Raw genomic sequence first — 26902 nt, 5'->3', positions numbered from 1 at the left:
CCGCGCCTCCGATCCGCCGCGCCCGATCCGCCCCCTGTCCAGCACAGGGGCGCGGGGCATGCCACCATCTTCGGGGCGGTGAGTGGTGATACGAGGACAAGACCAGATGACCGGGACGGCTGACGTGGGCGTGGACAGGGACTCCGACGAGTCCGGATCCGCCGTGCCCCCGGCGCCCGGCGGCGAGTCCGACGGCGGGCCCGAGCACGGGCCGACGCCGGAAGTCTCCCTGATCAAGGACCCGACGATCAAGACCCCCACGCCCGAGAAGACGCCCGAGCCGGTCGAGCGGCCCCTCGTTCCGGTGCAGCCGGCCCAGCGGGGCGAGTACCACGACCCGCTGGACGACGCCCCGCACCTGGACGTCGACGAACCGCTGCTCGCCGCCCGCGCGCACCGCCCGTCCGACCTGATCCGCTTCCTGGCCGGTGTCCTCGGGATCGTCGCCGTCTTCGTGCTGGCGGGCATCGCCACGTCGACCACCACCGGCATCGAGCAGGACATCGCCACCAACGCGCCGCACTTCTCCGCGGTGCTGTCCACCATCACCGGCCTGGTCTCCAGCGTCGCGGTGCTGGCCGTTCCGCTGGCGTTCGCCGTCGAGCGGCTGATCAAACGCGACGGCCTGCGGGTCGCCGACGGCGTGCTCGCCTCGGTGCTGGCGTACGGCGTCTCGCTGGGCATCGACTGGTGGGTGGCGGAGGGCGCCTCCGAGCACATCCAGGTCGCGCTGACCCGGCTGCCGCTGGACAGCAACGGCACCCTCACCGACCCGGTGCACGGCTACCTCGCCCCGGTGATCGCCTACATGACCGCCGTCGGCATGTCGAGCAGACCCCGCTGGCGGGTGGCCCTGTGGGTGGTGGTGGTCTTCAGCGGCGTCACCGAGCTGCTCGGCGGCTACACCACCCCGCTGTCGCTGCTGCTGACCGTGCTGATCGGCTGGTCCGTCGCCTACGGCACGCTGTACGCGATCGGCTCCCCCAACATCCGGCCCACCGGCCAGCACCTGATGATCGGCCTGCGCAAGGTCGGCTTCACCCCGGACAGCGCCCACCGTGCCCCGGACGCGCCCGGCGGCACCCGCCGCTACTACGTCACCCAGCAGGACGGCCCGCCGCTGGACGTCCACATCATCGACCGCGAGCAGCAGGCCTCCGGCTTCTTCTACCGGGCCTGGCGGCGGCTGCGGCTGCGCTCGGTGGCGGTGCGCCGCAGCCCCCAGTCGCTGCGCCAGGCGCTGGAGCAGGAGGCCCTGATCGCGTACGCGGCGGCCGCCTCGGGCGCCCGCGCTCCGCAGCTGGTCGCCACCTCCGAGCTGGGCCCGGACGCCGCGATCCTGGTGTACGAGAACGTCGAGGGCCGCACCCTGGACGAGCTCGCCGACGAGGAGGTCACCGACGAGGTGATGGCCTCGCTGTGGCATTCGGTGGCGGCCCTGCACGAGCGCCGGATCGCCCACCGCCGGCTCACCGGGGAGTCGCTGCTGGTGGTGGACGGGAAGACGGCCTGCCTGGTCAACCTGTCCGGCGGCGACATCGCCGCCACCGACCTGACGCTGCGCATCGACGTCGCCCAGCTGCTCACCACCTTCGCGCTGCGGATCGGCCCCGAGCGGGCCGTGGCCACCGCCAACGCGGTGCTCGGGGCCGACCGGGTCGCCCAGGCGCTGCCGCTGCTCCAGCCGGTCGGGATGAGCCGCTCCACCCGGATCGACCTCGCCAAGCTCACCAAGGAGCGCAAGGCCGCCGCCCGGGCCAGGGCGCTGGAACAGGTCGCGGCCGGCGAGCGCACCCAGCAGCAGGCCGAGGAGGACATCGCGGCGGCCGGCGAGGACCTGCTCAGCCGCATCCGCGGTCAGATCCTGCAGATCGCCCCCGAGGCGCCGATGGAGCCGGCCAGGCTGGAGCGGCTGAAGCCGAAGACGCTGATCATGGTGATCGCGCTCACCTTCGCCGCCTACCTGGCGCTGACCACCATCAAGCCGGCCCAGCTCAAGCTGTCCCAGATGAACTGGGCGTGGGCGGCGGCGGCCCTGCTCGCGGCCGCGTTCAGCTACGTCGCCGCCGCGATGAGCCTGACCGGCTTCGTCCCCGAGCGGCTGCCGTTCCGGCGCACCGTCGCGGCCCAGCTGGCCGGTTCCTTCGTCAAGCTGGTGGCCCCCGCCGCGATCGGCGGCATCGCGCTCAACACCCGCTACCTGCAGAAGGCCGGCATCCGCCCCGGCCAGGCGGTCGCCTCGGTGGGCGCCTCCCAGCTGGCGGGCCTGGCCGGGCACCTGCTGCTGCTGTTCAGCTTCGGTCTGATCACCGGCAGCCAGACCAACGGCGACCTCTCCGCGTCCCGCGCGGTGATCATCGGTGTGCTGACCGCCGCCGTGCTCGCCCTGGTGGTGGCCGCCGTCGCGCCGCTGCGGCGCTTCGTGCTGGGCCGGCTGCGCGCGCTGTTCTTCGGCGTGGTGCCGCGGATGCTCGACCTGATGCAGACGCCCAGCAAGCTGTTCACCGGCTTCGGCGGCATCCTGCTGCTGACCCTCTCCTTCACCGCCTGCCTGGACTTCTCGGTGCAGGCCTTCGGCGGTGACGTCAGCTTCTCGGCCGTCGCGGTGGTCTTCCTGACCGCCAACGCGGCCGGCTCGGCGATCCCCACCCCGGGCGGCATCGGCCCCGTCGAGGTCGCGCTGATCGGCGCGCTGACCGTCGCGGACGTGCCCCCGGCGGTCGCCACCCCGGCGGTGTTCCTCTACCGGGCGCTCACCTTCTGGCTGCCGGTGCTGCCGGGCTGGATCGCCTACAACGTGCTGCAGCGCAAGCACGCGCTCTGACCGTACGGGAAGACCCACGGGGGACGTACGGGAGGACACGCGAAGGGAGGGCCCGCCGTCCGGCGGGCCCTCCCTTCGCGTCAGCCTCTCAGTAGACCGGCTTGTGCGGCTCGATCTGGTTCACCCAGCCGAGCACGCCGCCGCCCAGGTGGACGGCGTTGGCGAAGCCCGCGGCCTTCACCACGGCCAGCACCTCGGCCGAGCGCACGCCCGACTTGCAGTGCAGCACGATCTTCCGGTCCTGCGGCAGCTTCTCCAGCGCGTCGCCCATCAGGAACTCGTTCTTCGGGATCAGCACCGCGCCGGGGATGTTGACGATCTCGTACTCGCCGGGCTCGCGGACGTCGATGAGGTAGATGTCCTCCTTGTCGTCCTGCCACTGCTTGAGCTGCTTCGAGGTGATGGTCGAACCGGCGGCGGCGGCCTGCGCCTCCTCCGAGACGACGCCGCAGAAGGCCTCGTAGTCGATCAGCTCGGTGACCGTCGGGTTCTCACCGCAGACGGCGCAGTTCGGGTCCTTGCGGACCTTCACCTGGCGGTAGTTCATCTCCAGGGCGTCGTAGATCATCAGCCGGCCGACCAGCGGGTCGCCGATGCCGGCCAGCAGCTTGATCGCCTCGTTCACCTGGATCGAGCCGATGGACGCGCACAGCACGCCCAGCACGCCGCCCTCGGCGCAGGAGGGGACCATGCCCGGCGGCGGGGCCTCCGGGTACAGGCAGCGGTAGCAGGGGCCGTGCTCGGCCCAGAACACGCTGGCCTGGCCGTCGAAGCGGTAGATCGAGCCCCACACGTACGGCTTGCCGAGCAGCACCGCGGCGTCGTTCACCAGGTAGCGGGTGGCGAAGTTGTCGGTGCCGTCCACGATCAGGTCGTAGCCGGAGAAGATCTCCATCACGTTGGAGTTGTCGAGGCGCTCCTCGTGCAGGATCACGTCGACGTAGGGGTTGATCTCCTTGACCGAGTCCCGCGCCGACTCCGCCTTGGAGCGCCCGATGTCGGCCTGGCCGTGGATGATCTGGCGCTGCAGGTTCGACTCGTCGACCACGTCGAACTCGACGATGCCCAGCGTGCCGACACCGGCGGCGGCCAGGTACATCAGCGCGGGCGAACCCAGGCCACCGGCGCCGACGCACAGCACCTTGGCGTTCTTCAGCCGCTTCTGCCCGGCCATCCCGACGTCCGGGATGATCAGGTGGCGGGAGTACCTGCGGACCTCGTCAACGGTGAGCTCGTCGGCCGGCTCGACCAGGGGTGGCAACGACACGGGGACTCCGATGGGTGTCTTGTTCAGGTGGCCCGGGGCCGCCTCGGACGGGGTTGTTGCTCCGCCACTCAGGTGGCTCTCTAGGCCAACAGTGTCACGCCCCTCCGGTATTCCGAGACAGCCCGTCCGATGGGCGAGACGGCCGACGCCGGATCGTGGAACCGGCCGACGGGCCCCTCCGGGCCGCCCCGGGCCCGGGATTCCGGGCCCGGGACACCCCCGGTGCGAGCTCACACCCGGCAGGCCGTCTCCAGCCAGACGTCCCCCAGCGACTCCTCCAGCGGCACCTGTGTCCGCCAGCCGAGACGGTCCCGGGCGGTGCGCACGTCCGCCTGCCGCCACGGCACCGGCTCGCCCGGGGCGGGCCGGCCCTCCGGCCGCTGGCCCTCCGCCCGGTGCCCCGGCAGGTACTGCCCCGGCGGGTGGTGATGGCCGGGCAGGTGGTCGCCGCCCGGCCCGCCGGCCTGCGCGGGCAGCAGGACCTGGCGGTTCTCCTCGACGATCGACCCCTCGAAGCCCGAGGCCCGCACCAGCAGCTGGGCCGCGTCCCGGGCCCGGACGGCGTGGCCGCTGCCGATGTTGATCACCCCGGTGGCGGCCGAGACCGCCGCCGCCTGGATCGCCCGCGCGACGTCCCGCACGTCCACGAAATCCCGGTATCCGGACAGGTCCGGCATCCGCACCTGGTTCTCGTCCCGCTCCAGCGCCCGCCGCAGGCCCTCGGCGAGCCGCCCGAACAGCGAGGCGGTCGGTGCCCCCGGGCCCACCACGTCGAACACCCGCAGCACCGCCGCGTCCAGCCCGGAGGCCAGCACCAGCTCCGTCCCGGCCAGCTTGGACACCCCGTACGGGCCGACCGGCCTCGGCTCGGCCTGCTCCGAGACCGGCACCCCGCCGGGCACCGGCCCGTACTCGGCGGCCGAGCCGACGTGCACCAGCCGGGCGGGCTCCCGGCTGCGCCGGATCGCCTCGCAGACGGTCGCGACGGCCAGCGTGTTCGACCGGATCAGGGTGCGCGAGCTGCCGTAGGTGGCGCCCGCGCAGTTGATCACCACCTGCGGCGCGACCGCGTCCAGGAAGCGGGCCAGCGCGCCCGGGCTCCCGGTGGTCAGGTCGAAGCGGATGTCGGCCGAGTCGCGCCGGCCGAGCACCGTCACCTGCAACTCCTGGTCCATCAGCAGACGATCGGTCACCCGGCGGCCGATGAAGCCGTCGGCGCCCAGCAGCAGCACCCTCATCGGGGGCGTCCTTCCACGAAGCGAGGTCGGGGACGACCTGGCGGACTGAGAACTACGAACGAACAGCGTTTTTCGAGCGTCGGTGGGTCGGGGCGTCGGGGCGGCGGAGGGTCACGGCGGCGTACGGCCGGGCGTCGGGACGTCAGCGGTGGGCGTCGGCCCGGCCGAGCAGCGCCCAGGCGTACGCCAGCAGCGCCGCCGCGACCGCGCCACCACCCAGCAGCACGGCGGCCGGCACGGAGCGGCCCAGGGCGAGCGGCACCGCCGCCGCGGCGGGCCCGGCCAGCGCGCCCAGCGCGGCGGCCGTCCTCCGGCCGCAGCGGGCCAGCAGCACGGGCAGCACCAGCAGCAGGCCCAGCACGCCCTGCGCCGCCCACTGCGCGGGGCCCGCCCGCTCGGCGGCCAGGTGCAGCAGCCCGCCGCCGTGGCCCGGCCCGGGGTGCGGCGCCACCACGGCGAGCACCGCCAGCGCGGCGTACGTCAGCACCGCGAGCACCGCCAGGTGCAGCGCGACCGCGACCGGTAGCACCGGCCGCATCCGGGCCCGGAACCCGGCCAGCGTGCGGGCCGCCCCCAGGTGGCTGCGGCCGACCTGCCGGTACCAGCGGGCCGCCCGCTCGGCCGAGCCCGCCGACACCGCGGCGGCCAGCACCAGCGCGACGGCCAGCAGCCGGTCCCCGCCCGGTACGGCCAGCGGGAGCAGCAGCAGCGCGGCCAGGCCCAGCCCGTGGCCGAGCGCGGCGGGGCGCAGCCGGGAGCCGGCGGACGGGGCCGGGACGCGGCCCGGGGCGGGGCCCAGGGCGTCGGGGCGGGCCGGGGCGGTCGGCGGCGGGCCGGGCTCGGCCGGGGCGGTCAGCGCGGGCAGCAGCACCAGCGGTACGGCGGCGGGCAGCAGCACCGGCCAGCGGGCGCCGAGCGCGGCCACGGCGGCGCAGGGCGGCGCGGCCAGCACGGCGGCGGTCAGGGCGGCCCGAGCGGCGGCACCGCGCCGCCCGGGCCGGGGTGGGTCCGGCGCTGCGGGCGGGCGGCGGGGCACCCGGGCGTACAACTCCTCGGCGAGCGAGAACAGGTCGGTGTGCCGGCAGCGGGCGGCGGCGTCCGGGCCGAGTCCGGCCTCCTCCAGCCCGGCGGCGATCTCCAGCGGGTCGACGGCGCGCTCGCACAGCTCCCGGTGCTCGGCCATCACCTCACGCACCGGGTCGACGCTGCCCGCCGCCGCGCCGCCGGGCATCAGACGGCCCCCGCGAGCTCTTCGGCGTGCTCCCGCCCGCCGGGGTCGTCGTCGCGCTCCCGTCGGGCGTCGGTGCCGGAGGGCAGTGCGGCGAGGTGGGCACCGCGGGGGTGCCGGACGGCGGGCTGCTCCGGGGAGCCGGGGTCCTCGCCGCCGCCGTCCGGGGCCCCGCCGTGGCCCGGGCGCGGGCCGTCGGTGAGCCAGTACTCGGCGGGGCGGGCGAAGGGGCGCGGCGCCCGGCCGTCCTCGCTGCCGTCGCCGCCGGGGAAGGCCGGGTAGTGGGAGACCAGTTCCAGGTAGATCTCCCGGAAGGCGCCGATCACCGGCTCGACGGCGAAGCGTTCCTGCGCCCGCAGCCGCCCGGCCAGCCCGAGCCGGGCCCGCCGCTCCCCGTCGCGCAGCAGCGCCAGGCAGGCCCCGGCCAGGGCGCGCGGGTCGCGGGCGGGCACCAGCAGCCCGGTCGGGCCGACCACCTCGCGGGCCACCCCGACGTCGGTGGTCACCACGGCCCGCCCGCTCAGCATGGCGTCCGCGAGCAGTCCGGGGCCGCGCTGGGAGAGCGCCGTGAAGACGGCCACCGTGCCGCCCTCCCAGGCCCGGGCGAGGGAGCCGGGCCGTCCGGCGAAGTCCACCGCCCCGGTGACGCCCAGCCGCTCGGCGACCGCCGCGCAGTGCGCCCGGTAGCCGGGGGCCGTCTCCTCGCCGTGGATCACCAGGCGGGCCTCGGGCAGTTCGGCACGGACCCGGGCGAAGGCGTGCAGCATCAGTTCGGGGTCGCGGCCCGGTTCCAGCGCGCCCGCCCACACCAGGGTGGGCCGCTCGGGCTCGGGCCCGGCCGCCGGGCGGTCCACGGCCGGGGTGCCCTCGTACACCACCCGGGTGCGCGCCGGGTCGGCCCCGCAGCGGCGCTGCCACTGCTGGTCGTGGGCGCTGCCCGGGGTGAGTATCGCGGCCCGCCGGTAGGTCTCCTCGGTGAGGGCCCGGAAGAAGGCCAGCAGCAGCGCCCGTACCGGCCATCGGTACGGCGCCTCGCGGTAGCCGAGGTACTGCTCGCGCAGGTGCAGGCCGTGCTCGGTGACGACGAACGGCACCCCGTGCAGGTGCCGGGCGACCAGGGCGGGCAGTGCGGCGGGGCCGCCGCCGACGACGTGGCACAGGTCGACCCCGCCCAGGCCCCCGGGCCCGGTGCCGTACCAGGGCGCGGACAGCGGCCGCAGGCACTGCTCCAGCAGGTCCGCAGCGACCAGGACGTCGCACACCAGCGGCTGCCCGGCGGAGGTGTCCGCGCCGGGCAGCCGCCAGGTGCGTTCCAGGACCCGCCGGGCGTGCGCGGAGGCGAGGAAGGCGGGCAGCGTGCCGTCCTCCCCGGCCAGGGCCGCCAGCCGGTACAGCCCGGCTCCGAAGCCGGCCCGCTGCCCGGGCAGCACGAGCGCCCGCACCAGTTCCTCGTACGCGCCGGCGTACTGGCGTCTGCGCAGCGCGCCCGGCGCCCGGCCGCGCGGCCGGCGCCCCCACAGCGCGAGGTCGCGCGCCCCGCGCCAGGCGGGCGAGAGCCGCTCGGCGGCGCCCGGGACGGGCCCCGTGCGCTCGGGGCCGGTCAGCAGGTACAGCTCGAACCGGTGCTCCGGCAGGCCCTCGGCCAGCCGGTCGCACCAGGCTCCGGCACCACGCCGGGGATGCGGACGGGTACCCTCGGTGAGCAGGGCGACGCGCACGGAAGACCTCCTTCTGCCTCGGAGCGGGGTGGTGACGGCAGCCCTCGGTCAGGGCCGGCTGTCCCCTCGCGCCCCTGGGACGCCCCTCGGGAAGGGGCCACGGGAGCCGCGGGGCCGTACGCCGGGACCCTTGCTCGGGCCGCCCGCCGTGTGCTCCGGCGTCAGCGGCCCTCCCCCACACCTGTTCGGTCCGGCAGCAGAAAGGTAGGACCGGCCCGGGGCGATCCATCGGTCACATGCCTGGCTGCCACCTGAACGAGTGAACCGTCGTGACCTCGCCCCGAACCGGGCCGTTACCGGGCGCTATACGCGGGCGTCGTCCGCGGGGCGCCCGGTGCGCCGTGCTCAGCGGCCGGCGTGTGCGATCAGCTCGCGGACGGCGCGGGCGACCGCGTCGGGGTGCTCCATCATCGCCACGTGCCCGGACTCCGGCAGCACCAGCAGCCGGGCGTCCGGGAAGGCCGCGCAGGCGCGGTGGGCCGAGCGGTAGGCGACCAGCTTGTCGCGCAGCCCGTACACCAGCAGCACCGGCGCCTGGACCTGCTCGGCCTGCCGCCACAGCGCCTGGTCGCCGCGCTCGGTGTACGCCGAGACGATGCCGCGGGCGGAGCCGATCAGCGCCTGCATCGCGTGCGGCACCTCCAGCCTGCGCCGGTACTCGGCCACCGCCTCGGCCCGGGTGGCCGGGCTCAGGGCGGCCGGGTCGCCGTAGACCAGCCGCAGCAGGTCCTCGGTGGCGGCCTCGACGTCGCGCCGGCCCGCGGGCAGCCGTCGCAGCCGGTGCAGCAGCGCGGGCACGCCGGGCAGGGCGAGCAGGCCGGTGGGCCAGGCGGAGCGCTGCGGGGGCAGTTCGGGCAGGGCGGGCGAGACCAGGGTGAGGCTGCGGACCAGGTCGGGGCGCAGCGCGCTGAGCCGGACGGCGACGGCGCCACCGAGCGAGTTGCCGAACAGGTGGACCGGTCCGCGCCCGGTCGCCTCCAGGTAGCCGATGACGGCGCGGACGTGGCCGGAGACGCTGAGGTTGCCGTCGGTGGGCGGGGTGGAGCGGCCGAAGCCGGGCAGGTCGACGGCCTCGCCGTCGACGAGGCCGCCGAGGCGGTCCATGAGGGCGGTCCAGTTGGCGGCCGAGCCGCCGAGGCCGTGTACGAAGAGGCCGGGTTCGCGCCCGTCGGGGCCCGCTCCGTCGGCGGGGCGGTGCACCGCGAGCACGGCGCCGGGGACCTCGACCGTTCGTACCTGCTGCTCAGTGCTGCTCATGGTGGACGATGGTATTGAGCCCCGGCCGGGGGCGGTGTGGGGTGGTCCGGCCGTTCTACCCCTCGTCACACCACTGCCGACGCCGAGGTCAGCGCCGTATTGTGGGCTCCTGACAAGGAGGCCGGGCAGCTTTTCTCGCCTTCGCCGAACGCGGGCGCGGTTACCGAAAAGTAGAATCGGCCCTCTTGCCAGCCCCGAACAACCCGAAGTGAGGAGCGCCGTGACGGCCATCCAGGAGGCGCAGGAGCGCCCGCGCGGTGCCCGCCTGCCGCGAAGCGCCCGCCGTGAACAACTGCTCGGTGCCGCCCAGGAGGTGTTCGTCGCGCAGGGTTACCACGCGGCCGCCATGGACGACATCGCCGACCGCGCCGGGGTCAGCAAGCCGGTGCTCTACCAGCACTTCCCCGGGAAGCTGGAGCTGTACCTGGCACTGCTGGACAAGCACTGCGACGCCCTGGTCGAGTCGACCCGCGAGGCACTGGGGACGACCACCGACAACAAGCTGCGGGTGGCCGCGACGATGGAGGCGTACTTCAACTACGTCTCCAGCGAGTCGGGCGCGTTCCGGCTGGTCTTCGAGTCGGACCTGACCAACGAGCCGGCCGTGCGCGAGCGGGTCGAGCGGGCCTCCGAGGCGAGCGCGACGCTGGTCAGCCAGGTGATCCAGGAGGACACCGACCTTCCGGAGTCGGAGTCCAAGCTGCTGGCCGCCGGGGTCTGCGGCCTGGCCCAGATCACCGCCCGCTACTGGCTCTCGCAGGGTCTGGAGATCCCGCGCGACGAGGCGGTGCGGCTTGTCGCCAGCCTGGCCTGGCGCGGGCTGAAGGGCTTCCCGATGCACCCGGGCGATCAGGCCGGGGAGGCCTCCGCCCAGCAGTGACGATCCGCTGACCTTCGCCTGGGCGGTGATCGGGTGCTCTATGGTGAAGCCGTACGGCGCGGTCGCCGCGAACGCCTGTTCCGGGCGGTCCGGTGCCGCGCGTGGAGGCTGCAACCCCGGAGGGACGGAAGCCGTGGAGGTCAAGATCGGCGTGCAGAACGCGCCGCGCGAGATCGTGATCGAGAGCTCGCAGACTGCCGATGAGGTCGAGAGCCTGGTCGCGAAGGCGCTGGAGGGCTCCACCAAGCTCTTCTCGCTGACCGACGAGCACGGCCGCCGCGTCATCGTCCCGGCCGAGCGCCTGGCGTACGTGGAGATCGGCGAGCAGGCCGCCCGCAAGGTCGGTTTCGGCACCCTCTGAGGCGCCGCCCGAAGCTCGTCCCGGTGCCCCGTTCCCCTCAGGGAGCGGGGCACCGGCGCGTGTACGGCGGGGTGGGGCGGGGTACGCCGACAGGTGCGGCACCGCTGCCGCACGCCCGTCCCCCGGGGAGGCTGCCTTGCTGGTCGAGTCGATCGCCTTCGCCCTCGTCGGCCTGGTCGCGGGCGCGGCCGCGCTGCTGGGCCTGCCCCGGTACTTCCGGGCGTCCCGTCCGCTGATCACCGGCACGGCGCTGGCGGCGGCGCTGCTCGGCGGGGTGGTCGCGCACTTCTGCCTGGACGGGCGCTACCCGGTGGTCGCGGTGGCCTTCTCGGCGCTGGCCGCGGGGGTGCTCACCTCGCTGCTGGCCCGGCCGGACCTGGCCGCCGGGCGGGCGCCGGCGCACCGACACCACCCGCACCGGTCCGGTGCCCACCGCGCGCCGCGGCGGCACCGGCCGGCGTGACGCCGCTCAGGAGGCGAGGCCGAGCGCGGCCATCCGCCTGGTGTGCGCCTCGGTGATCCGGTTGAACATCTTGCCGACCTCGACCAGGTCGAAGCCCTGCACATGGACGCCGCCGACCAGCAGGTTGGACAGCGCGTCCCGCTCGGCGACCACCCGCTGGGCCTGGCTGAGCGCCTCGCCCATCAGCCGCCGGCCCCACAGGGCGAGCCGTCCGCCGGCCCGCGGGTCGGCCTCGATGGCCTGGCGGACCTTGTCGACGGCGAACTGGGCGTGGCCGGTGTCGGACATGACGCCGAGGACCAGCTCGCGGGTGTCGTCGTCCAGCCGGACGGCCACCTCGCGGTAGAAGTCGGTCGCGATGGCGTCGCCGACGTAGGCCTTGACCAGGCCCTCCAGCCAGTCCGAGGGCGCGGTCATCCGGTGGAACAGCTCCAGCGGCTCGACGAAGGGGCGCATGGCCTCCTGCGGGTCGGCGCCGATCTCGGCGAGCCGGTCGTGCAGCCGCTGGTAGTGCTGGAACTCGGAGGAGGCCATCCGGGCCAGAGCCGCCTTGTCGGCGAGGTCGGGCGCCAGCTTGGCGTCCTCGGCGAGCCGCTCGAAGGCGCTCAGCTCGCCGTACGCGAGCGCGCCGAGCAGGTCCAGCACCGCCGCGCGGTAGCCCGGCTCGGCCGAGCACGTGGCCCAGTCGCCGATCGAGCCGGCCCCGCCGTCCTGCGTCTCACCATGGGTCTCCATGACCCGCCACCTTAGTCCCGCCACGGCTTCCGCCCCACCACCCGGCGCGGTCGGGTGACCGCCCGGAGTGCCCGTTCACGGGCCGGTCCCCTGGGGCAATGTCAGACGCGTCACGTGTTCGAGTCGTCGCCTGACTGTATGGTGGTACGGAGCCCCGTCGTGCTCGCACGGTGTCACCGCCGTCTCGGTGGCCCGCGCAAGCCCGCTCCGTAGCGGCACCGTCCCCTCGGACGTGTCCGCACCGGAGGCACGGGTACTCACGTACGCGGATGCCCGGTCGGAGAGCCGATCGGCTCCGACCATGGCTTGGACTTCAAGCCTTGGCACCGCATCAGTGGCCGAGCGAGGGCCGCCGAGACCACGCCCCCTGGCGGAGGTCCCGCGCAGGTCCCTCACGGGAACCCTCCCCGACGCCGCCGGCGACGCGCCCCGCACCGGGCCGCGCGCACCGGCCGGCCGCAGGGACCGGCGCGGTTGTGCGTCCGCGCAGCTGTAATCGGGGCCGCCCAGGCCCGTTCGCAGCCGCGCGGCTGCCCGCCCGCCGCTCGCTCTCGGCCCCTCCGAAAACGGAAGAGGCAGCACCCTGTCCACCACCGCTGAACCCATCAAGACGACGTTCCGGGACCTGGGGATCCTCCCGGAGACCGCCGAGGCGCTCGAGTCCGTCGGCATCGTCCATCCCTTCCCGATCCAGGAGATGACCCTCCCGGTCGCGCTGACCGGCCACGACGTCATCGGCCAGGCCAAGACCGGCACCGGCAAGACCCTCGGCTTCGGCCTCCCGCTGATCGAGCGGGTCGTCGTGCGCGCCGACGTGGACGCCGATCGGGCCACCGAGGAGCAGCTCTCCGAATTCCCGCAGGCGCTGATCGTCGTCCCGACGCGTGAGCTCTGCACCCAGGTCACCAACGACCTGCAGACCGCCGGCAAGGTCCGCAACGTGCGCGTCCTGGCCGTCTACGGCGGCCGGGCGTACGAGCCGCAGGTCGAGGCGCTCGCCAAGGGCGTCGACATCGTGGTCGGCACCCCCGGCCGACTGCTGGACCTGGCCGGGCAGCGCAAGCTCAACCTGTCCAAGGTCCGCGCGCTGGTCCTGGACGAGGCCGACGAGATGCTCGACCTCGGCTTCCTGCCGGACGTCGAGAAGATCATCACCATGCTGCCGGCCAAGCGGCAGACGCTGCTGTTCTCGGCCACCATGCCGGGCCAGGTGATCAGCCTCGCCCGCCGGTACATGAGCCAGCCGACCCACATCCGGGCCACCGCGCCGGACGACACCGGCTCGACCGTCGCCAACATCGAGCAGCACATCTTCCGTGCGCACTCGCTGGACAAGGTCGAGATGGTCTCGCGCATCCTGCAGGCCGACGGCCGCGGGCTGGCGATGATCTTCTGCCGCACCAAGCGCACCGCCGCCGACGTCTCCGACCAGCTGACCCAGCGAGGCTTCGCGGCCGGCGCGGTCCACGGCGACCTCGGCCAGGGCGCCCGCGAGCAGGCCCTGCGGGCCTTCCGCAACGGCAAGGTCGACGTGCTGGTCTGCACCGACGTCGCGGCCCGCGGCATCGACGTCGAGGGCGTCACCCACGTCATCAACTACCAGTGCCCCGAGGACGAGAAGACCTACCTGCACCGGATCGGCCGCACCGGCCGGGCCGGCGCCTCCGGTACGGCCGTCACCCTGGTCGACTGGGACGACATCCCGCGCTGGCAGCTGATCAACAAGGCGCTGGACCTGCCGTTCAACGAGCCGGAGGAGACCTACTCAACCTCGCCGCACCTGTACGAGCTGCTGAAGATCACGCCGGGCACCAAGGGCGTGCTGCCGCGCTCGGAGCGCACCCGGGCCGGGCTCGGCGCGGAGGAGATCGAGGACCTCGGCGAGACCGGCGGACGCGGTTCCCGCTCCGGCCGCGGCGGGCGAAGCGGCCCGGGCCGCGCCGCCGTCGAGACCCCGGCGGAGGAGAAGCCGCGCCGCACCCGTGAGCGCCGCCGCACCCGCCGCGGCTCGGAGGTCGGCGCCGAGGGCGAGGCCGCCGCTGCCGCTCCGGTGACCGAGAGGGCCCCGGCCGTCGAGGGCGCCGAGGGCGAGGCCGCGCCGCGCCGTCGCCGCCGCCGTTCGCGCGGTGGCGCCGCCGTGGCCGAGGCCGCCGTGGCGGCGACCGAGGCCGTGGTCGAGGCGGCTCCGGCCGTCGAGACCGTCGCCGAGCCGGTCGCCGAGGAGAAGCCGCGCCGCACCCGGACCCGCAAGCCGAAGGCGGAGGCCGTCGAGGTCGTCGAAGCCGTCGTCGAGGCGCCGGTCGAGGCCGCCCCGGCCGAGAAGCCGGCGCCCCGCACCCGGACCCGCAAGCCGAAGGCCGAGGCCGTCGAGGCGGCGACCGAGGCCCCGGCCGAGGAGAAGCCCGCCCCCCGGACCCGCACCCGCAAGCCGAAGGCGGAGGCCGTCGAGGCCGTCGTCGAGGCGCCGGCCGAGAAGCCCGCGGCCCGTACCCGGACCCGGAAGCCGAAGGCCGTCGCGGAGACCGCCCCGGAGGCTCCGGCCACCGAGGCCCCCGCTGAGGTCCCGGCCCCGCGCAAGCGCACCCGCACCCGCAAGGTCGCGGCCACCCCGGAGAGCTGACACTCCCACCCCGAGGGGGCGGGCGGAGCCGTAACGGCCCCGCCCGCCCCCTCGGGCATTCCCACCCGCCACCACCGGGACGACAGCCGGCGACGCGCCGTCGGCGTCCGGGCTGGTAGGAGTGGGTGTCAGGGACCCCTAAGCTCGGGGTGTCGGCCTGTCGCGGGAGGGAAGCTACCCATGAGTACTCCGCCGTTCCTGACCCTGCCCGGTTGTGCCCGGGCGGAGCGCGTGGTGACCGCGCGCGGGGAGTTCGCGGCGTTGCGGGCGGAGCCTGACGGGCCTGTTCGGGGGGCGGCCCTGCTGGTGCCGGGGTTCACGGGCAGCAAGGAGGACTTCATCGGGCTGCTGGAGCCGCTGGCGGCGGCCGGGTACCGGGTGACGGCCGTGGACCAGCGGGGGCAGTACGAGACCGGCGGGCCGGACGAGGCGGCCGCGTACGAGCTCCCGGCGCTGGGCGCGGACGTGCGGGCGCTGACCGAGGTGCTGGCGGCCGAGGGCGGGCCGGTGCACCTGCTGGGGCACTCCTTCGGCGGTCAGGTGGTGCGGGAGGCCGTGCTCGCGGCCGCCGCGGCGGGGCCGCTGCCCTGGTGTTCGCTGACCCTGATGGCCACCGGGCCGGGGGCGATCGACGCGGCCGAGGCGGCCCGGACCAAGCTGCTGCTGGACGCCCTGCCGGTGCTGACCCTGGAGGAGATCTGGCAGGTCATGCGGCAGATGGACGAGAGCAGCGACACGCCCAAGCCCGTCCTGGAGCCGGATGTCACGGAGTTCCTGCACCGCCGCTGGGTGGCGAACGTGCCGCAGGCACTGGCCGTGGTCGGCGGGCACCTGGTGGCCGCGCCGGACCGGGTGGACGAGTTGGCGGCGGTGGCCGCCAGGGCGCTGCCCGTACTGGTGCTGTCCGGGGTGCGGGACTACGCCTGGCCGGTGCCGGAGCAGTCCCGGATGGCGCAGCGGCTGGGCGCCCGCCGGGTGGTCGTCGCGGACGCGGGCCACTCCCCCAACGCCGAGCAGCCCGCCGTCACGGCCGAGGCACTGGCGGCGTTCTGGGCCTGAGCTGCTGCTGCTCGCCCGCTCGTACTCGCCTGCTCGCCTCCGGGGCGGGGGCCCCGCCCGGCACCCTCACCGGAGTGGTCTGAACCACTTTTGGCAGTCCGGCCGTCCTCCACGCGGGACAAAATTCGTTAGTTACGGTAATCTTTGATTCTGTCCGGGAATCATCGCCGGCCCGCACGCGGTTGCCGATCAGGCGAAACCTGGACGTTACGGACGGGCAACGGCCCAGTAGCACCGCCACGACACCGTGGTTGCACGAGGCATTGGACGCACCAGGCAAGCAGGGGGAGCCCTTGCCGCAGCAGACCGCCGCACGTACGACGCGATCGGTCCGGCCGTACCGCCGGATCCGCAAGACCCCGAATGGGCTGATACCGACTCAGCCGCAATCGCCCCGCCCCGCGGGGCCAGGAAAGGAGACGCCCATGACCAAGCCCATGCGCTTCGAGATCCTCCGACTGGACGACACCGACGGCTCCGCCACCGACCGCCTGATCGCCGACGCCGAGACCGTCCGCGAGTACGTCGAGGCCGCCGCCCGCACCGGCGAGCGCCTGCTCATCCGCCCGTGCCCGACCGTCTGACCAGGCGCGGCGCCTCCGACCGGGAGCCCTCACCCGCCGCCGACGAGCCCGGCGCGTCCGATCCGGACGTTCCGATACCCGACTGACGCCCTGTCACCGCATTCGCCGATGACGGGGCGTCAGTGCGTCCGGGGCCTGACCCGCGCGACGTTTGCCGCCGGCCGCGACGGGACATCCCCCAACGGGAACCGCCCGCGCCGCGCCGGCCGGGAGTCCGCCACCGACAGGTGCCGCCGAGCCCTCCGTACGGGTGATCGTCCTTGACGCGGCGGTCCGGAGGGAGGAGCGTTGTCGGCTATGAGGGGCGAGCCAAGCTGCCCGAGGTGCGCCGGTCGGGTCCGCGCCCCCGGTCTGTTCTCAGACACCTGGCAGTGCGATCGGCACGGAGCCGTGCACCCGATGCAGCCGGTGCTGCCCCCGAGTGTGGAAGCCCTGGGGGTGGCCGTCGCCCGCTCACAGGTCCCGGTCTGGCTGCCCTGGCCGCTCCCGGTCGGCTGGCTCTACACCGGCATCGGCCACGTCGGCGACGACGTCTCGGGTGCCCGCGCCACCGCCGTCGCCTGCTCCGGTCCGGCGCCGCTCGGCGGCTTCGGCGAGCTGGTGCTGATCGCCGAGGAGCTGGGCGTCGGGCTCGGTGCACGCTACGCCGGGCTGCCCGGGCCGGACCCGGGCGACTCGGTCGGCCTCTACAAGCCCGCCGACGCCAAGCTGATGGCCGCAGGGCGCCCCACCCCGATGTTCCACGTCCCGGACGCCCCGGCCGACCGCGCGGTGTTCGCCGGCGAGGCCCGCGGGCTCTGGCTCTGGGCGATCGCCTGGCCCGAGCAGTCCGCCTTGGTGATGTACGACGAGCTGGTGCTCACCGACCTGCGCGAGGCCGGCGCCGAGCTGGACCTGCTGCCCTGTGGGGCCCTCTCCCCCCGTCTGCTCGGCTGAACGCCCGAACGGCCTATCCTGGGCGGCACCCACGAGCCTCCAGGAGTCCGCCCCGTGCGCATCGACCTGCACGCCCACAGCAACGCCTCCGACGGCACCGACAGCCCGGCCGAGCTGGTCGCCGCGGCGGTGGCCGCCGGCCTCGACGTGGTGGCGCTCACCGATCACGACACCGTCGCCGGCCACGCCGAGGCCGCCGGGGCGGTGCGCGCGCTGCCGGACGGTACCCGGCTGACCGTCATCCCGGGCGCCGAACTGTCCTGTGTGGTGGGCGACATCAGCATGCACCTGCTGGCGTACCTGTTCGACCCGGAGGAGCCGGAGTTCGCGCGCGAGCGGGAGCTGGTGCGCACCGACCGGTTCCGGCGCGGGCGGGCGATCGTCGAGCGCTGCCGCGAGCTCGGCGCGGACATCAGCTGGGAGCAGGTGCAGCGGATCGCCGGGGCCGGCTCGGTCGGGCGGCCGCACATCGCCAGCGCGCTGGTCGAGGCGGGCGTGGTGGCCACCGTCTCGGACGCCTTCACCCCGGACTGGCTGGCCAACGGCGGTCGGGCGGACGTGCGCAAGCACGAGACCGACCCGGTGGAGGCGGTCCGGCTGGTCCGGGCGGCCGGCGGGGTGCCGGTCTTCGCCCACCCCGGCGCGGTCAAGCGCGGCCGGACGGTCTCGAACCAGGTGATCGCCGACCTCGCGGCGGCCGGGCTGGCCGCGCTGGAGGTCGACCACACCGACCACGACGAGGAGACCCGGCAGCGGCTGCGCGGCCTGGCGGGCGAGCTGGGCCTGCTGGTCACCGGCTCCAGCGACTACCACGGCAGCCGCAAGCCCGTCCGGCTCGGCGAGCACACCACCGACCCGGCGGTGTACGAGGCGCTGCTGGCGCAGGCGACCGGGGCCAAGCCGATCGAGCGCTGAGCCGGTCCGGCGCGCTGCGCCGAGCCGATCGGCCGCACGAGCAGCCGTACGGGTAACCGTGCGAGCGGCTGGCACTCCCCGGCCGCGCTCCGGCGTACGGGGGTGCGGCACGGGCGCGCACAGCAGCCCGCACGCCCCGTACGCCCCGGCCCCCAACGCCCCGCCTGGGCGTCCGTCAGTCCAGCCGGACGCCGCGCCGGTCCGGGTCCCTCAGGTCGGTGCCCTGGTCCAGCCAGCGTTCCTGGAGCGCGGCCGCCCCGTGCACCCGCTTCCAGCCCGCCTCGTTGGGCGTCATCGGCAGCAGCGGCAGGAAGCGCACCGGCTCGGCGGGTTCGGCCAGTTCGAGGTCCTCCACCAGGCCGCCCGGCTCGGCGGCCAGCACCGAGGTGAAGGGGGCGCCGTCCCACAGCGGGGCGCCGAGGTCCAGCGAGCCGCCCGGGGCCACCACCAGGCCCTCGACCTGCGGCGTCGCGGCGAAGGTGGCGAGGCTGCGCAGCACGCTGTCGTGCCCGCCGCGCACGGTCAGCACCAGTTCGACCCGGGGGCCGCGCAGCTGGTCGGCGACCAGTGCGGTCGGGTCGGCCATCGGCGCGGCGGCCATCCCGAGCGTGGTGTAGCGGACCAGGCCCTCGGCGTCCGGGCCGAAGCGCAGCACCTCGATCCGGTCGGCGCCGAGGAAGGTGACGGCGGCGCGGCCGCTCGGCTCGCCGAAGGTGGAGATCAGCCGGGCCTCGACGGCGGCCAGCACCGCCTCCCGGGTGAGCTCCGGGGAGCTGCCACCGTGGGGGTCGCCGAAGGACGGGAAGTCATGGGCCATGCCGGTGAGCGTAACCCGCCGGGTCGCGCGGGCTTCGTGCGGGCGGCGGACCGGGCGGCGGGCGGGGCGGACCCGTCAAGGGCCCGTAAAGGACGGCTGAATCCCTCGGCGCCGACGCCCGGTCAGATGTTAGGGTGAGCGACTGGCCACCGGGATCGTTCGTCCCGGGGCGGCGGCGCGAAGGAGGTGGTTGCGGTGGATACCGGCCGACCATGCAGTACCGGCAGCTCTGCCCGGCCCCGACTTCCCCGCATCCCTCGCCTCGCAGGCCGTACCGGCTGATCCAGCCGTAAGCGGCCCCGGGCGCGGGTCGACGGCGGACGGACCGGCCGGGAGAGCACCCTCATCCCCTTCACCGGTGTTCCTCGCCGTCGCACCACGGCCCTGCGTTCCCGCGTTCTCCGTGCCGCCGTGCGACGGCTCCTGTTCCAGGGAGCCTGCCATGTCGATGATCAACAGCCTGCGCGCCGCCGTCCGCACCAACCGTCGTCGGGGCGTCCCCGGCCCGTACGACGCCGTGCCGGAAGGCAGCGGCTCGGCGGTCGTGGACTGCGCGGTCTACCAGCACGGCCGGCGCAACGGCGAGACCTGCAGCCCGCGCGAGGCCGCCCGCCGGGTCAAGGCGGCGCACCAATTCCCGGACAGCGCGGGCTCGTTCAGCTGGATCGGGCTGCACGAGCCGACCGAGGCGGAGTTCGAGGGCATCGCCCAGCGCTTCGGCCTGCACCCGCTCGCGGTGGAGGACGCGGTGCACGCCCACCAGCGGCCCAAGGTGGAGCGCTACGACGACGTCCTCTTCGCCGTCTTCAAGACCATCCGTTACGTCGAGCACGACCAGCTCACGCCCACCAGCGAGGTGGTGGAGACCGGCGAGCTGATGGTGTTCGCCGGGCGGGACTTCGTGATCACCGTCCGGCACGGCGGCCACGGTTCGCTGCAGGAGCTGCGGCACCGGCTGGAGGCGGACGCGGACGAGTCCGGGCTGCTGGCCAAGGGGCCGTCCGCGGTGCTGCACGCGATCGCCGACCACGTGGTGGACAACTACCTGCTGGTCGCCGAGCGACTGCAGAACGACGTGGACGAGATCGAGTACGGCGTCTTCTCAGCCAAGGGCGGGCGCAGCGCCGATGTCGGCCGGGTCTACCAACTCAAGCGCGAGGTGCTGGAGTTCAAGCGCGCGGTGGCGCCGCTGCTGCGTCCGATGCAGCTGCTGTCGGAGCCGTCGCAGGGCCTGGTGGACCCGGACATCCAGAAGTACTTCCGGGACGTCGCGGACCACCTGGCCCGGGTGACCGAGCAGGTGCACGGTTTCGACGAGCTGCTGAACTCGCTGCTGCAGGCGAACCTGGCGCAGGTGTCGGTGGCGCAGAACGAGGACATGCGGAAGATCACCGCCTGGGCGGCGATCTTCGCGGTGCCCACCATGATCACCGGCGTGTACGGGATGAACTTCGACTACATGCCGGAGCTGCACAACCCGTACGGCTATCCGGCGGTGCTCGGCGCGGTCACACTGATCTGCGTGGGGATGTACCGGGGCTTCCGCCGCAACGGCTGGCTGTAAGCCCGCTACCGGCGTCCGCCGCGGGCGACCAGGACCAGTCCGAGCAGGATCAGCACCACCGCCGGGTAGGCGGCCGCCGGGGGCCACTGGCCGAGCCAGAGGGCGGCGATCAGGGCGGCACCCGGGGTCTCCAGCAGGATCGCGGTGGAGGTGATCGACGGGCCCAGGTTGCGCACCACCCGGTTGCTGAGCGAGTGCCCGAGCAGCTGGGCGGCGACCATCAGCAGCACGATCTGCCACCAGGCCCCGGCCGACCAGCCGGACAGCGGCGTCCCGGCGGCCAGGCAGATCACCAGCAGGCCGACCGCCGTGGTGGTGTAGCAGACCAGGGTGTACCCGGTGGTGCTGACGGTCTTGCGGACCTCGGCGCCGAGCAGCATGTACCCGGCCGCGGCGAGGCCGGCGGCCAGGGCGAGGGCGTCGCCGAGCAGGGCGCGCGGGGAGAGCGAGAGGTCCACGCCGGTGAGCACCAGCACGCCGGCGAAGGCGACGACGGTGCCGAGCCAGACCATGCGGGGGGCCCGGACGCCGAACAGCCGCATCAGCAGGATGGTCCACAGCGGGGTGGTGGTGACCAGGGCGGTGGCGGAGGCCACCGAGGTCATCCGCAGGCTGGGCATCCAGAGCGCGAAGTGGACGGCGAGCAGCGCGCCGGCGGCGATCGCGAGCAGCAGCGCCCGGCTGCCGATGCCGCGCAGTTCGGCGCGGTGGCGCAGCAGCGCGTAGGGGCCGAGGACGCCGACGGACATGACGTTGCGCCAGAGGGCGATCGCCAGGGCGGGCGCGGCGGTGGCGCTGATCAGCGGGCCGGAGAACGAGATGCCGGCGATGGAGACGGCGAGCAGCAGCAGGTCGAGGGTGGGGAGCGGATGCGCGGGCCGCGGGTCGGCGGCGGGGATGGCAGGGGCGGTCGCGGGCCGGGCGGCGGGCACGGCGCTCCTTCGCTGGTCACGGTGGTTGGGCGCTCATACGGTAAGGCCCGTGCCGCCGCAATGGAACTGTCGCCCGGAGGCTGAGACATCTGGTGGACAGGAGCTGAGACGTCCGGTGGACGGGAAGGGACGGCGGCGGGGGCGAAGCCGTACGCTGTCCGCCATGGACCGTACGCCCGCCGCCGCGACCGCCGACGACTTCCTCGACCAGGCCCTGCTGGAGGAGGCCGCGAAGAAGTCCGGTCTGCTCTGGGTGCGCGCGGACGGCCAGGAGCAGGCCCGTCCGCTCTGGCACGCCTGGCACGACGGCGCGGTGGTGGTGGTCGGCGGGGGCGGCGAGCAGCCGCTGCACGGCCTGGAGCCCGGCGTCGTGGCCGTGGTCACGGTGCGCAGCAAGGACAAGGGCGGCCGGCTGACCGGCTGGGGCGCCAGGGTGGTGGAGCTGGCGCCGGACGGCGAGGCCTGGCGGGGCGCCGTGGAGGAGCTCAAGGGCAAGCGGCTGAACGCGCCCGACACCGACGCCATCGCCGAGCGCTGGGCCCGGGAGTGCCGGGTGCTGCGGCTGGAGCCGGTCGGCGCGCTCAGCGAGCGCCCGGGCGCGATGCCGGACGACTCGCACGCGGCCCGGCCGATGCCCACCCCGGCCACCACCCGCCGCCCGATCCCGGCCGGACTGCCCAAGCTGCTGTTCAAGCGCCGCTGAGGGCCGCTGAGGGCCGCCCAGCCGTAAGCAGGAGTTGGCGTCCACGACTCCTGCGGCCGCTACCGTGCCCAGCGGGCCCGGCCCCGGACACACGGGTAGCCTTGGGCCGCGGGTGTGTTCGGCGCACCCTTGCCGAGGCGTCGAGCGATCAGAGGGAGTCCATGGCAGGGCCAGGCACCCGGGTCTTCATCTCCCATCTCTCCGCCATCGCGGTCTTCGACCCGAACGGCGACCAGGTCGGGCGGGTCCGGGACGTGGTGGTCTCGCTGCGGCTCGGCGGCCGCCCGCCGCGGGTGCTCGGCCTGGTGGTCGAGGTCGTCGGCCGGCGCCGGATCTTCCTGCCGATGACCAGGGTGACCAGCCTGGAGTCCGGCCAGGTGCTCACCACCGGCCTGATCAACCTGCGGCGCTTCGAGCAGCGCCCGTCCGAGACCCTGGTGCTCGCCGAGCTGCTGGACCGTACCGTCACCTGGTCCAAGACCGGTGAGGACGTCACCGTGCTGGACATCGGCATGGTGCAGACCCGCCTGCGCGAGTGGGAGATCAGCAAGGTCTTCGTCCAGGTCGGCCGGGCCGGCCGGCTGCGCAAGGGCAAGGGCGAGCGGCTCACCCTGGACTGGCAGGACGTCACCGGCTTCTCGCAGCCCGAGCAGGACCAGGGCGCGGCCAACCTGCTCGCCACCTTCGAACAGCTGCGCCCGGCCGACCTGGCCAGCGTGATGCACCACCTGTCCGCCAAGCGCCGCGCCGAGGTGGCCGCCGCGCTGCCGGACGAGCGGCTCGCGGACGTCATGGAGGAGCTGCCCGAGGACGACCAGGTCGAGATCATCGGCAAGCTGAAGGACGAGCGCGCCGCCGACGTCCTGGAGGCGATGGACCCGGACGACGCCGCCGACCTGCTGTCCGAGCTGCCCGGTGACGAGGCCGAGCGGCTGCTCCAGCTGATGGAGCCGGAGGAGGCCGCGCCGGTGCGCCGCCTGCTGTCGTACGAGGAGGACACCGCCGGTGGTCTGATGACCACCGAGCCGATCGTGCTGGAGCCGGACGCGACGGTCGCCGAGGCGCTGGCGCGGATCCGGATCAGCGACCACAAGCCCGCGCTGGCCGCCCAGATCTTCGTCTGCCGCCCGCCGAACGAGACCCCGACCGGCCGCTACCTGGGCACCGTGCACTTCCAGCGGCTGCTGCGCGAGCCCCCGTACATGCTGGTCGGCTCGCTGGTCGACGACGACCTGGACCCACTGCCGCCGGACACCCCGCTGTCGCTGGTCACCAGCTACCTGGCGACCTACAACCTGGTGTCCGCGCCGGTCGTGGACGAGGCGGACCACCTGCTGGGCGCGGTGACCGTCGACGACGTGCTCGACCACCTGCTGCCCGAGGACTGGCGCGACGCCGCGCTGCACGCCCGCGACGACGAGAGAGAGGAGATGGCCGATGGACGGTGACCGCAACGGACGGCCGGACGACTCCGCGCGCCGGCGCCTGCAGGGCGAACTTCGGGAGCTGCGCCAGCTGCGCGAGCTGCGCACCCGCGAGGGCGGCGGCCGGCTGGAGACCGCCCCGATCAGCGGTTCCAGCCGTACCCGGCTCGACCAGCCGCGCACCGTCCGGCCCGGCCTGCTCTCGCTGCCGTCCTACGACCCCGAGGCCTTCGGCGTGCTGTCGGAGCGGATCGCCCGCTTCCTCGGCACCGGGCGGTTCATCGTCTGGATGACGGTGGTGGTCGTCATCTGGATAGGGTGGAACTCCCTGCTGCCGACCACCGTGCGCTTCGACGAGTACCCGTTCATCTTCCTGACCCTGGCGCTGTCGCTGCAGGCCTCCTACGCGGCGCCGCTGATCCTGCTGGCGCAGAACCGCCAGGACAACCGGGACCGGGTCAACATGGAGCAGGACCGGGCCCGCAGCGACCGCAACATCGCCGACACCGAGTACCTGACCCGCGAGGTCGCCGCGCTGCGGCACGGGCTCGGCGAGGTCGCCACCCGAGACTTCATCCGGTCCGAGCTCCAGTCCCTGCTCAAGGAGATGGACGAACGCCGGGACGCCTCCGGGACGTTGTGACCGGCAGCACGCTACCGACCGGTTAAGCGGTTCGCCCGGAGCCGTACCATCAAGGCATGGCCAACGAGACAGAGGTCGCTGCCGGCGTCACGGAGGAGTCCGTACGCGAGGCCCTGGCGACCGTCAACGACCCGGAGATCAACCGCCCGATCACCGAGATCGGCATGGTGAAATCGGTCGAGATCGCCGAGGGGGGCGCGGTTCGCGTCGCGGTCTACCTGACCGTCTCCGGCTGTCCGATGCGCGACACCATCGTCACCCGGGTCCGCGACGCGGTCGGCCGGGTACCGGGCGTGACCGGCGTCGAGGTCGAGCTCGACGTGATGAGCGACGAGCAGCGCAAGGAGCTCTCCCAGCTGCTGCGCGGCGGCGCCCCCGAGCGGGAGATCCCGTTCGCCAAGCCGGGCACGCTGACCCGCGTCTACGCCGTCGCCTCCGGCAAGGGCGGCGTCGGCAAGTCCTCCGTGACGGTCAACCTGGCCGCCGCGATGGCCGCGGACGGCCTGAAGGTCGCCGTGGTGGACGCCGACATCTACGGCCACAGCGTGCCGCGCATGCTGGGCGTCGAGGGCCGACCGACCCAGGTCCAGGACATGATCATGCCGCCGCAGGCGAACGGCGTGAAGGTCATCTCGATCGGGATGTTCACCCCGGGCAACGCCCCGGTGGTCTGGCGCGGCCCGATGCTGCACCGCGCACTGCAGCAGTTCCTCGCCGACGTGTGGTGGGGCGACCTGGACGTGCTGCTGCTGGACCTGCCGCCCGGCACCGGCGACATCGCGATCTCGGTGGCCCAGCTGATCCCCAACGCGGAGATCCTGATCGTCACCACCCCGCAGATGGCCGCCGCCGAGGTGGCCGAGCGGGCCGGCACCATCGCGGTGCAGACCCACCAGAAGATCGTCGGCGTGATCGAGAACATGTCCGGCATGCCGTGCCCGCACTGCGACGAGATGATCGACGTCTTCGGCACCGGCGGCGGCCAGACCGTCGCGGACGCGCTCACCCGCACCGTCGGCGCGACCGTCCCGGTGCTCGGCTCGATCCCGATCGACGTGCGGCTGCGCGAGGGCGGCGACGACGGCCGCCCGGTCGTGCTCGCCGCCCCCGACTCCCCGGCCGGCGCCGCCCTGCGTGCCGTGGCCGGCAAGCTCGGCGGCCGCCAGCGCGGCCTGTCGGGCATGTCGCTCGGGCTGACGCCCAAGAACAAGTTCTGACGGGGCGGGCGAGTCCCCGCCCCGAGCCAGCGACTCACAGGCGAGCGGGCGAATAGCAGGGCCCGGGTGGATCCCACCCGGGCCCTCGACGTATCCACGACTCCTACGGCCGGGTGTAGCCGCCCAGATCGGCGACGGTGGCGAAGCCGACGCCGTAGGCGCTGACGCCGCGGCCGAAGGCGCCGAGGAGGACACCGGGGGCCTCACCCGCGAGCACCCAGCCGTACTCGGACTCGCGGTAGCGGAAGGGCTGCGGCAGGCCGTTGACCGGCAGGCTGAGGGTGGACCAGCCGGGGCCGGCCAGATCGTCGGCGAGGTCCCACGCCAGGCTGCTCTGCTGGTCCAGCCAGTCCTGGCGCAGCGCGCGGTCGAGCTGGCCGGGCCAGGTCGCGGCGAGCAGGCCGGAGCCGGCCAGCCAGGCGGCGGAGGAGGCGGAGGTCGCCTCCAGAGTGCCGGTGTTGTCGGCGCTGCGGCGGCTGTCGCGACGGGCCACGGTGACTACGACCGCGAACTTGCGCATCTCGCGCGGCTCGTACTGCTTGGCCGGCTCGTCGCCGTGGCCGAGGGTGCCGTAGTCGATGCTGCCGGCCGCCCAGCCGCGGGGGCCGCTGGCGCCGGCCTGCATCAGGTAGCGGCGGCCGGTCCAGCCGTCGTCCAGGCCGTACCAGGGGAAGTCCGCGGACAGGTAGGGCACCAGCGGATCCGCCGGACCGGCCTGCCCGCCGACCACCGGGCCGCCGGCCGTGGCCGTCGCCCCTCCCGCCTGACTCGTCGCGTCCATCCCCGGGCCTCCTCAAACGCACGTGTGCCTGCCGTGGCGCGCTCCCATGGTGGCGCACCTCGGCGTTCCCGGGGGCCGTTCCTGGTCCGCGCAAGCGCGGATGTGACGGACGGCTCAGCGGGAACAATCAGCACAATAGCGGCGCGGATGCCGCCGCCCCGCTCAGCCGGACGGCCGGGCGGGGCGGTGGCGTCGTGTTCCCGCGGGGTGCGCGCGGGCTCGATCAGGTCGCGTCGGGGTCGAACGGGGGCCGTTCGCCGGGCTGCAGCGGGGCCCCGGCGGAGGCGGGCGCCGGGGCGGCCTTGTCGAAACTCACGCTGCCCGCGCGGCCGTTCACCGGTGCCGCGGGCTTGTCGTCCAGGACGGAGCGGATGTCGAGCGAGTCCTTCATGTCCTTGAGGCCCAGCGGGTCCTCCTCGCCGCCCATGAGCTGCTTGCGGACGAAGGTCTTGGGGTTGAGGTCCTCGAACTCGAAGTCCTTGAACTCGGGGCCCAGCTCGCTGCGGATGTCCTCCTTCGCGTTGTCGGCGAAGGAGCGCACCTTGCGGATGAAGCCCATGGTGTCCTGGATCAGCTTCGGCAGCTTGTCAGGGCCGAAGATGATGATCGCCATCACGATCAGGGTCAGGATCTCCAGCCCGCCTACGTCGCTGAACACCTATGCTCCCTAGCTCGCCGGACGACGGTTCCTCCAGAGTAGTGGCCACCGGCGGGTCCCCGCTCCACGCTGCGATGA

24 protein-coding genes are annotated in these 26902 nt (G+C 74.3%); 14 read left to right on the top strand and 10 right to left on the bottom strand.

Going from position 1 to position 26902, the window contains the following annotated elements:
* Positions 1–106 precede the first annotated feature (106 nt).
* Positions 107–2824, top strand: coding sequence for a flippase-like domain-containing protein (locus tag ACIRYZ_RS11480; RefSeq protein ID WP_402942273.1), 2718 nt, complete (start codon positions 107–109; stop codon positions 2822–2824).
* Positions 2825–2912: 88 nt separating this feature from the next.
* On the opposite strand, the gene moeZ is transcribed toward ACIRYZ_RS11480, so the two are convergent.
* The 5 genes from moeZ to ACIRYZ_RS11455 all read right to left on the bottom strand — a co-directional run bounded on the left by moeZ (position 2913) and on the right by ACIRYZ_RS11455 (position 9532).
* Positions 2913–4091: an adenylyltransferase/sulfurtransferase MoeZ gene (gene moeZ, locus ACIRYZ_RS11475; RefSeq protein ID WP_387628238.1), complete on the bottom strand. Its 1179-nt coding sequence runs from the start codon at positions 4089–4091 to the stop codon at positions 2913–2915.
* 230 nt (positions 4092–4321) lie between these two features.
* Positions 4322–5329: an NAD-dependent epimerase/dehydratase family protein gene (locus ACIRYZ_RS11470; protein WP_402942271.1), complete on the bottom strand. Its 1008-nt coding sequence runs from the start codon at positions 5327–5329 to the stop codon at positions 4322–4324.
* A 142-nt stretch (positions 5330–5471) separates the two neighbouring features.
* Positions 5472–6560, bottom strand: a complete 1089-nt coding sequence (locus ACIRYZ_RS11465) for a hypothetical protein (RefSeq protein WP_402942270.1) — start codon at positions 6558–6560, stop codon at positions 5472–5474.
* Positions 6560–8275, bottom strand: coding sequence for a DUF3492 domain-containing protein (locus ACIRYZ_RS11460; RefSeq protein ID WP_402942268.1), 1716 nt, complete (start codon positions 8273–8275; stop codon positions 6560–6562). Before ACIRYZ_RS11460 ends, ACIRYZ_RS11465 begins: the two co-directional genes overlap by 1 nt.
* Positions 8276–8620: 345 nt before the next feature.
* Entirely contained in the window at positions 8621–9532 is a 912-nt protein-coding gene (locus tag ACIRYZ_RS11455) for an alpha/beta fold hydrolase (RefSeq protein ID WP_402942266.1), read from the bottom strand.
* 220 nt (positions 9533–9752) lie between these two features.
* On the opposite strand from ACIRYZ_RS11455, the gene ACIRYZ_RS11450 reads away from it, so the two are divergent.
* The 3 genes from ACIRYZ_RS11450 (at position 9753) to ACIRYZ_RS11440 (ending at position 11236) form a co-directional block, all read left to right on the top strand.
* Complete coding sequence (locus ACIRYZ_RS11450; protein ID WP_393024832.1) at positions 9753–10412, top strand: TetR/AcrR family transcriptional regulator; 660 nt, start codon at positions 9753–9755, stop codon at positions 10410–10412.
* 133 nt (positions 10413–10545) lie between these two features.
* On the top strand, positions 10546–10773 hold the full coding sequence (locus ACIRYZ_RS11445; protein ID WP_387626451.1) for a DUF3107 domain-containing protein: 228 nt from the start codon (positions 10546–10548) through the stop codon (positions 10771–10773).
* A 136-nt stretch (positions 10774–10909) separates the two neighbouring features.
* Positions 10910–11236, top strand: a complete 327-nt coding sequence (locus tag ACIRYZ_RS11440; protein ID WP_402942263.1) for a hypothetical protein — start codon at positions 10910–10912, stop codon at positions 11234–11236.
* Positions 11237–11242: 6 nt separating this feature from the next.
* Here the strand turns inward: ACIRYZ_RS11440 and ACIRYZ_RS11435 are convergent, their stop codons facing one another.
* Positions 11243–11971 carry a ferritin-like fold-containing protein gene (locus ACIRYZ_RS11435; protein ID WP_402942262.1) on the bottom strand — a complete coding sequence of 243 codons (729 nt, stop codon included), beginning with the start codon at positions 11969–11971 and terminating at the stop codon, positions 11243–11245.
* A gap of 697 nt (positions 11972–12668) precedes the next feature.
* Between ACIRYZ_RS11435 and ACIRYZ_RS11430 the strand changes: the two genes are divergently transcribed.
* The 5 genes from ACIRYZ_RS11430 to ACIRYZ_RS11410 all read left to right on the top strand — a co-directional run bounded on the left by ACIRYZ_RS11430 (position 12669) and on the right by ACIRYZ_RS11410 (position 18085).
* The gene (locus ACIRYZ_RS11430) at positions 12669–14591 is read left to right on the top strand and encodes a DEAD/DEAH box helicase (protein WP_402942261.1); all 1923 of its coding nucleotides are present in this window, start codon (positions 12669–12671) and stop codon (positions 14589–14591) included.
* 180 nt (positions 14592–14771) lie between these two features.
* Complete coding sequence (locus ACIRYZ_RS11425; protein ID WP_402942259.1) at positions 14772–15650, top strand: alpha/beta fold hydrolase; 879 nt, start codon at positions 14772–14774, stop codon at positions 15648–15650.
* Between the two features lie 425 nt (positions 15651–16075).
* A complete protein-coding gene (locus tag ACIRYZ_RS11420; RefSeq protein ID WP_380615731.1) occupies positions 16076–16234 on the top strand; it encodes a hypothetical protein in 159 nt (52 codons plus the stop codon).
* 297 nt (positions 16235–16531) lie between these two features.
* Positions 16532–17170: a DUF6758 family protein gene (locus ACIRYZ_RS11415; RefSeq protein WP_393024820.1), complete on the top strand. Its 639-nt coding sequence runs from the start codon at positions 16532–16534 to the stop codon at positions 17168–17170.
* Between the two features lie 54 nt (positions 17171–17224).
* Complete coding sequence (locus tag ACIRYZ_RS11410; RefSeq protein WP_402942257.1) at positions 17225–18085, top strand: PHP domain-containing protein; 861 nt, start codon at positions 17225–17227, stop codon at positions 18083–18085.
* Between the two features lie 175 nt (positions 18086–18260).
* Here the strand turns inward: ACIRYZ_RS11410 and ACIRYZ_RS11405 are convergent, their stop codons facing one another.
* Positions 18261–18902 (bottom strand): suppressor of fused domain protein, encoded by a 642-nt coding sequence (locus ACIRYZ_RS11405; RefSeq protein WP_402942255.1) that lies wholly within the window; start codon positions 18900–18902, stop codon positions 18261–18263.
* A gap of 442 nt (positions 18903–19344) precedes the next feature.
* Between ACIRYZ_RS11405 and corA the strand changes: the two genes are divergently transcribed.
* Positions 19345–20466, top strand: coding sequence for a magnesium/cobalt transporter CorA (corA, locus tag ACIRYZ_RS11400; protein ID WP_402942253.1), 1122 nt, complete (start codon positions 19345–19347; stop codon positions 20464–20466).
* 5 nt (positions 20467–20471) lie between these two features.
* On the opposite strand, the gene ACIRYZ_RS11395 is transcribed toward corA, so the two are convergent.
* Positions 20472–21398 (bottom strand): DMT family transporter, encoded by a 927-nt coding sequence (locus ACIRYZ_RS11395; RefSeq protein ID WP_402942251.1) that lies wholly within the window; start codon positions 21396–21398, stop codon positions 20472–20474.
* A gap of 163 nt (positions 21399–21561) precedes the next feature.
* Here ACIRYZ_RS11395 and ACIRYZ_RS11390 point away from each other — a divergent pair, with 163 nt between their 5' ends.
* The 4 genes from ACIRYZ_RS11390 to ACIRYZ_RS11375 all read left to right on the top strand — a co-directional run bounded on the left by ACIRYZ_RS11390 (position 21562) and on the right by ACIRYZ_RS11375 (position 25385).
* Positions 21562–22101 carry a hypothetical protein gene (locus ACIRYZ_RS11390; protein ID WP_402942250.1) on the top strand — a complete coding sequence of 180 codons (540 nt, stop codon included), beginning with the start codon at positions 21562–21564 and terminating at the stop codon, positions 22099–22101.
* Between the two features lie 161 nt (positions 22102–22262).
* Positions 22263–23549: a magnesium transporter MgtE N-terminal domain-containing protein gene (locus ACIRYZ_RS11385; RefSeq protein ID WP_393024803.1), complete on the top strand. Its 1287-nt coding sequence runs from the start codon at positions 22263–22265 to the stop codon at positions 23547–23549.
* On the top strand, positions 23539–24168 hold the full coding sequence (locus ACIRYZ_RS11380) for a DUF1003 domain-containing protein (RefSeq protein WP_402942247.1): 630 nt from the start codon (positions 23539–23541) through the stop codon (positions 24166–24168). Before ACIRYZ_RS11385 ends, ACIRYZ_RS11380 begins: the two co-directional genes overlap by 11 nt.
* Positions 24169–24224: 56 nt before the next feature.
* Entirely contained in the window at positions 24225–25385 is a 1161-nt protein-coding gene (locus ACIRYZ_RS11375; RefSeq protein ID WP_393024797.1) for an Mrp/NBP35 family ATP-binding protein, read from the top strand.
* Between the two features lie 103 nt (positions 25386–25488).
* Here the strand turns inward: ACIRYZ_RS11375 and ACIRYZ_RS11370 are convergent, their stop codons facing one another.
* A complete protein-coding gene (locus ACIRYZ_RS11370; RefSeq protein ID WP_402942245.1) occupies positions 25489–26166 on the bottom strand; it encodes a hypothetical protein in 678 nt (225 codons plus the stop codon).
* A gap of 223 nt (positions 26167–26389) precedes the next feature.
* Positions 26390–26824, bottom strand: coding sequence for a sec-independent translocase (locus tag ACIRYZ_RS11365; protein ID WP_387626423.1), 435 nt, complete (start codon positions 26822–26824; stop codon positions 26390–26392).
* Positions 26825–26902 lie beyond the last annotated feature (78 nt).

It is taken from the genome of Kitasatospora sp. NPDC101155, from assembly GCF_044768305.1.
GTDB lineage: Bacteria > Actinomycetota > Actinomycetes > Streptomycetales > Streptomycetaceae > Kitasatospora.
The sequence above is the reverse complement of the archived record's forward strand: the minus strand, read 5'-3'. Positions and strand labels throughout refer to the sequence as shown.